The organism is Helicobacter sp., assembly GCF_029067145.1.
Classification (GTDB): domain Bacteria; phylum Campylobacterota; class Campylobacteria; order Campylobacterales; family Helicobacteraceae; genus Helicobacter_D.
Genome location: NZ_JAIEFA010000023.1, coordinates 1 through 6121, shown reverse-complemented (window position 1 = coordinate 6121; position 6121 = coordinate 1). Strand labels below are relative to the sequence as shown.

Annotated in this window: 6 protein-coding genes; all 6 read right to left on the bottom strand. The window is 36.6% G+C overall.

What is annotated here, in order from left to right; all coding sequences use genetic code 11:
- Positions 1 to 1278 (bottom strand): DegT/DnrJ/EryC1/StrS family aminotransferase (locus K2N75_RS01840; protein WP_300119852.1); only part of this gene is annotated, 1278 nt, incomplete at its 3' end.
- A 1-nt stretch (position 1279) separates the two neighbouring features.
- A complete protein-coding gene (locus K2N75_RS01835; RefSeq protein ID WP_297681604.1) occupies positions 1280 to 2203 on the bottom strand; it encodes a GDP-L-fucose synthase in 924 nt (307 codons plus the stop codon).
- A complete protein-coding gene (gene gmd, locus K2N75_RS01830) occupies positions 2203 to 3345 on the bottom strand; it encodes a GDP-mannose 4,6-dehydratase (RefSeq protein ID WP_297681606.1) in 1143 nt (380 codons plus the stop codon). The genes K2N75_RS01835 and gmd overlap by 1 nt, the downstream gene beginning before the upstream one ends.
- A gap of 9 nt (positions 3346 to 3354) precedes the next feature.
- Positions 3355 to 4437, bottom strand: coding sequence for a glycosyltransferase family 10 (locus K2N75_RS01825; RefSeq protein WP_297681608.1), 1083 nt, complete (start codon positions 4435 to 4437; stop codon positions 3355 to 3357).
- A gap of 11 nt (positions 4438 to 4448) precedes the next feature.
- Entirely contained in the window at positions 4449 to 5855 is a 1407-nt protein-coding gene (locus tag K2N75_RS01820; protein WP_297681610.1) for a mannose-1-phosphate guanylyltransferase/mannose-6-phosphate isomerase, read from the bottom strand.
- A gap of 68 nt (positions 5856 to 5923) precedes the next feature.
- Complete coding sequence (locus K2N75_RS01815; RefSeq protein WP_297681612.1) at positions 5924 to 6058, bottom strand: hypothetical protein; 135 nt, start codon at positions 6056 to 6058, stop codon at positions 5924 to 5926.
- Positions 6059 to 6121: the final 63 nt, after the last annotated feature.

Below are 6121 nucleotides of genomic sequence, written 5' to 3'. Positions count from 1 at the left end.
ACGGCATACGCCATTCACTAGCGTCTCGGGGGCTGGGAGATGTGTATAATAGCCAGAGCTTGTATGGTTTGCTATGCAACGCGTTATGCATGTAAGGCTACTTAGTTTGCCCCCCCCCCCGCACAATACTTGGGCTAACAATTCAATTTGTTTGCTAATATCCACTTGATGATTTCCTACAAAAAAGCCCTTGTTTTGGAGATATTTTGTATTTTTCAATTCACCAAAAATAGTATAATCAAAATACTTCATCACTTCATTTTGCGTGAAATCCCCCGAAACAATCGGGCGGTATTCAATTTTGTTTTCCTCTAACTTTTGGATAATCTCTTTTCTTGTGAGTTTGGAATCTGACTTGATAATTAAAGAAAATCCAAACCAAGAGCTAGAACCTATTTCTTTTTGGATAATAAAATCAGGGTGGTTTGCAAAATGCTTTTGAAAGATTTTTGCATTTTCTCTGCGATGTTTTAAGAAATCTGGTAACTTTTTAAGCTGCTCTATCCCTATTGCCCCGCTCATTTCCACCGGACGCACATTATATCCGGGCAAAATAAAGCGAAAGGATTCGCTAAACCAATCCTCACTTTTAGGTGCAACTAAATTCTCTTTGGGTAAATTTCTTGTCCAGCCGTGCGCGCGTAGGCACAGCAAAATATGATAAAGTTCCTCATCGTCTGTTACGACAAATCCGCCCTCCATTGTTGCCATATGATGAGAATAAAAGGTTGAGAATGTCCCCATAATGCCAAATGTCCCCGCTTGTTTGCCCTCAAATTCCGCCCCCATAGACTCGCAATTATCCTCCAAAAGAATGATATTTTTGCCTTTAATAAGTTTATGAATAACATTAAAATCGTTAGGATTTCCTAGAAGATTCACACACATTATCATTTTTGTCTTTTCACTGATTGCCTCTTTTAAAGCCTCTAAATCGTAGTTTAGCGTCTGCAAATCAATATCCACAAATTTCAACTTCAACCCATATTGATAAAGCGGATAATAAGTCGTGCTCCACGAAACTGCAGGGACGATGACTTCATCGCCTCTTTGAAGTTTGGGATTCTTAGTGTAAAACAATGCCGCAGTGGCAATGAGATTTGCGGTAGAACCCGAGCTTGTCATTACCGCATATTTTGAGCCTACAAATTTTGCAAAATCTCTTTCAAACTCTGCCACTTTCTTGCCCATCGTGTAAATATCACTCTTGATAACCGCCGTAATTGCCTGTAATTCTTTGTCGTCCCAAGTTGAGGACGCTAAAGGATAGTTTTGCATTTTATTCCTTTCTTTGTGCCAAAAAATATTTATAAGTTTCTTGGATTCCGTTTTCTAAGCTAATTTTAGGATTCCACCCAAATGCTTTTAGGCGCGTATTGTCAATAAGCTTTTGCTGCATTCCGCTAGGTTTTTGTGTATCGTGATAGAATCGCCCCTCATAGCCGATTATTTTGGCAATCGTTTGATAATACTCATCAATCGTGTAATCATATCCCAAACCAACATTGAGGTTTTGTGGCATTTTTTCAAAGTTTTCTAGCGCATAAAAGACAAAATCTGCTAAATCTTCTGCATACATAAATTCGCGTCTAGCACTTCCATCGCCCCAAATTTCTACTTGTGGTAAATTCTGCTCTTTTGCTTTATGGATTTTTGCAATCACTGCTGGGATTAAATGCGCTCTTGTCGGCTCAAACTTATCATACTTGCCATATAAATTGCAAGGAATCGCGGTTTTATATAAATAATCGTTTTGCGTTCTTGTGATATACTCACACATTCTTGTAGCAAGAATCTTAGCTAAAGCATAACCCTCATTTGTGGGCTCTAACTCACCCTGTAATATCATTTCTTCTCTTAATGGGTTAGGTGCATTGCGCGGATACATACACGAGCTTGCAAGATTTAAAAATCTTTTAATGCCTATTTTTGTGCATTCACTGATGAGGTTTAACCCTATATATGCGTTTGTGGATAAAAACTCAATGGGATTCGCGATATTTGCAGCAATCCCTCCAACAAGTCCCGCACAATGCACGATACAATCTGGTAGATTCCTTTGCAAAAAATTATGTATGCTTAAAGGAGAGAGTAAATCCATTTCTGCTCTTGTAGGTGTTAGAACCTCATAGGAAAATTCTCGTGATTTTTCTATGAGATTTCTCCCTACCATTCCGCTTCCGCCTGTAATTAAAATTTTCATTATTCAAAATACCGCATAATTTTGTATCCACCCTCTTTGAGATACACATCTTTAGTCATAAGCTTTAAATCACTCTCCATCATATCATTGACTAAATCTTTCAAATCAAATTCGCGATTCCAACCCAACTCTTTTTCGGCTTTGCTCGGGTCGCCAAGCAATAAATCCACTTCTGTTGGGCGGAAATATCGTTTATCCACCGCGACAACTTCTTGTCCGATTTTAAGATGTGTCAAGTCCAATCCAAGAGCTACTGCTTTGTCAAAATCTAACGCACTCACAATGCCCTTTTCATCTGCTCCACTTCCTTGAAACTCTAATGAGATTCCACAATAAGCAAATGCTAAACGCACAAAATCTCTTACTTGTGTGGTTTTTCCTGTGGCAATTACCCAATCTTCTGCCTTTTCGTGTTGCAAGATTAACCACATCATTTTGACATAGTCTTTAGCGTGTCCCCAATCGCGTTTAGCGTCTAAATTGCCAAGATAGAGCTTATCTTGTAGATTGAGTGCAATTTTAGAAGCTGCGCGTGTAATTTTACGCGTTACAAAGGTTTCACCTCGCACGGGGCTTTCGTGATTAAACAAAATTCCATTACACGCAAACATATTATAAGCTTCTCTATAATTCACCGTAATCCAATACGCATACATTTTTGCCACAGCATAAGGGGAGCGCGGATAAAAGGGCGTAGTCTCCCTTTGTGGAATCTCTTGCACCTTGCCAAAGAGTTCAGAGGTGGAAGCCTGATAAATACGCGTTTTGCCAATAAGATTTAAAAACTTTACTGCTTCTAAGATTCTAAGTGTGCCTACTCCATCGGCATTTGCAGTATATTCTGGCGTTTCAAAGCTTACGGCTACGTGGCTTTGTGCAGCTAAATTATAGATTTCATCGGGTTGGACTTCTGCAATCAAACGCGTAAGATTCATAGAATCTGTCATATCCCCATAATGTAGATAGAATGGAATTTTTTTGTTATGGTGTCCATCAAAGAGATGGTCAATCCTATCGGTATTAAAAAGTGAGCTACGTCTTTTAATGCCGTGAACCTCATAGCCCTTATCAAGTAAAAACTCACTTAAATATGCCCCATCTTGCCCTGTAACACCAGTGATTAATGCCACCTTTTTTGCCATTTCCTCTCCTTATTTCATATATTCTAAAATACTATTTTCTGTATTATAGCTAAATGAACGATGATAATTGTCTTTTATTGCTTCTAAACGATTTTCATAATCTTCTTTACAACAAGTTTTTAAAATAGAATCTAAATCAGAATCCTCCTTTAAAATAATTATTCCGTCTGTATTGAAAAATTTATCAATCTTTGTTGCCCCTAAATAAATAGGGATTGTCATTGATGCAAAACAATCTAAAATCTTTTCTGTAAAATAAAAAGAAGAAATCTCATTTTCTATAACAATTTGATAGCGATAATGTTCCAAAGATTGTGATTTAAACATTATTAGTTTATTGTTAAATTCACCAAAAATATCAACTTTGCCACCTTGTAAAGCTCTTTTGGCAAAATAATGTCTAATATGATGAAGAGGAGTTAAGAGCTTGTTAGAGCACACCATAGAAATATCTTTTTCTTTAAACAAATAGAGATTTTCGTCAATTCTTGGATTGTCTCTTTGATTATTCCTAACTTCATTACCATACCAAATACTCCAAAAAAGCAATAATCGCGCGTTCGGCAAGGTATCTAACAACTTATCCGAGTGCGTCAAGACTAAATCAAAATCTTTGTATAGACCAGTTTGGAATGCTGTATTAATCTTTGGTTTCACACACGGCGGCTCTACAAGCCAAGCATATCTTTTCAATGGATTTCCTGCTGTTTCAAAACAACAATTATCTTGGTAAAAGTGTATAGGCAAACCAATATTATGCATATCCCAATAAATTTTACCCCCCCCCCCGCAATAATTATCCGATCTGATAAAGAAAACCTGTAATTTCTCACCTTTGGCATTATAAACCGCTGAGGGATTAGAACAGAAGGAATGCGGTGAAGGAATATACAAAGGATATTTGCCATCTTTTTTTGTTTTTAAACATAAATAAGGCTCTTCTTTTGAAAATAAAGCCTTTCTTATCTTGTGTCTCATCGTTTTTTGTGGAACAAAAGAACATAATATTTGAACAAGTCCTACTTGAATATAATATACAATCTGATATGTTAAAATTTCCAAGAAATTAGTATCTTTCAGTTTGACTTTCATTACGCTTTCTCTTATTCTCTATTAAAATCATCTTCTATTCTTACAATGTCGTCTTCGCCTGTGTATTCTCCAACTTGTGCTTCAATAAGCACAATAGGGATTTTGCCTTCATTGCTTAAGCGGTGTGCGTGTCCCATTTTGATATAAATAGATTCATTGGGGCGCACAAGCGAAACTTCCCCGTCAATCTCCACTTTTGCCGTTCCACTAACAACAATCCAATGTTCATTACGATGAAAATGCTTTTGTAATGAAAGCCTTTTGCTCGGATTTACGATGATTTTTTTAATTTTATATCCTTTGCTGTCCTCTAGGATTGTGAAACTCCCCCACGGACGATAGGTTGTTAAATGTGTTTTGCAAAGGTCGCCTTTGCTTGATAGTTTTTCTACAATATTTTTAACCTTTTGAGATTCTCCCTTTTTAGATATTAGGAGACAATCGCCCGTGTCAATCACGATAGAATCCTGCAATCCAATGGTGGCAATGACTTTTTTAGGGTTATCGCAATAAATAAAATTATTTTGGGATTCAAATATGGTAGCATTTGCCTCTATGGCATTATTTTGCGTATCTTTTGGAAAGGTATTAAACAAAGAATCAAAACTCCCAACATCACTCCAAGCAATGTCGCTAGGAACTATTTTGACATTTTTAGATTGCTCCATAATGGCATAATCAATGCTATTTTGTGGAATCTTATCCATATCCTTTAGATAAACAACATCTTCTAATCTTTCTGCGCAACTAGAAACAGCTACACAGGAATCATAAATTTCTCTTGCATAAACTTTGCATTCCTCAAGCAGAGTTTTAACCTTAAAACAAAACATTCCCGAATTCCAAAAATAATCCTTAGAATCCACATACATTTTGGCGGTTTCTAAATCTGGCTTTTCTCTAAAACTCTCTGCATCTTCACCCTTTGCCTTAATGTAGCCAAAACCTGTTTCTGGAAAATTAGGGGTAATGCCAAAGGTTACCAAATGTCCCTTTTGTGCTAAAATTTGCGCTTTTTGCAGACATTTTTCGTAAGAAATTTCATCTTGGATTAGATGATCACTTGGAGTAACTAGCACAAGCGTGTCTTCTGGTAACTCTAAACACGCTAGGATAATTGCAGCTGCGGTATTTCTAGCAGAGGATTCTAGGATAAATTTAGAATCTTTCTGAATTTCTCTAAGTTGTTCTAAGCTCAAGAAATATTGCTCGTTATTTGTAACAATCAAAGAATCTTTACAAAATTTCGCATTGCGCAATAGAGTGAGCTGAAAAAGAGATTGCATTGCGTTATTTTGTTGCTCTCCCTCCACATTGGAGCGTTTTGGAAAGATTTTTAAAAATTGTTTGGGAAAGTTAGAACGGCTTAATGGAAAAAGCCTTGTCCCACTTCCACCACAGAGAATAATATTGGTCATTTTAATCCTTTAAATCGGCAATAATACATAAACAATATTAAATGTTGATTAATCTACTGCTTAACATTTTAAATATGCAACATTATAGATTGCTTCAGCTTTGCCTTGCAATGACGGAGTAGCAGACGCTTTGGTTTTTCGTCATTGCGAGACTTCGTAAGAAGTCGTGGCAATCTATAATGCTGCAAACAATAGAATCTCATTTCCTTTTCTCCCTAAACTCTTTCTTTAACTTACGCACTTCTTGAAAGAATTTGAGATAAGCA

Excerpts from the sequence above, each read along its gene's own strand:
- K2N75_RS01815 (WP_297681612.1), bottom strand. The coding sequence starts at position 6,058 with ATGAGATTCTATTGTTTGCAGCATTATAGATTGCCACGACTTCTTACG.
- gmd (WP_297681606.1), bottom strand. The coding sequence starts at position 3,345 with ATGGCAAAAAAGGTGGCATTAATCACTGGTGTTACAGGGCAAGATGGG.
- K2N75_RS01835 (WP_297681604.1), bottom strand. The coding sequence starts at position 2,203 with ATGAAAATTTTAATTACAGGCGGAAGCGGAATGGTAGGGAGAAATCTC.
- K2N75_RS01820 (WP_297681610.1), bottom strand. The coding sequence starts at position 5,855 with ATGACCAATATTATTCTCTGTGGTGGAAGTGGGACAAGGCTTTTTCCA.
- K2N75_RS01825 (WP_297681608.1), bottom strand. The coding sequence starts at position 4,437 with ATGAAAGTCAAACTGAAAGATACTAATTTCTTGGAAATTTTAACATAT.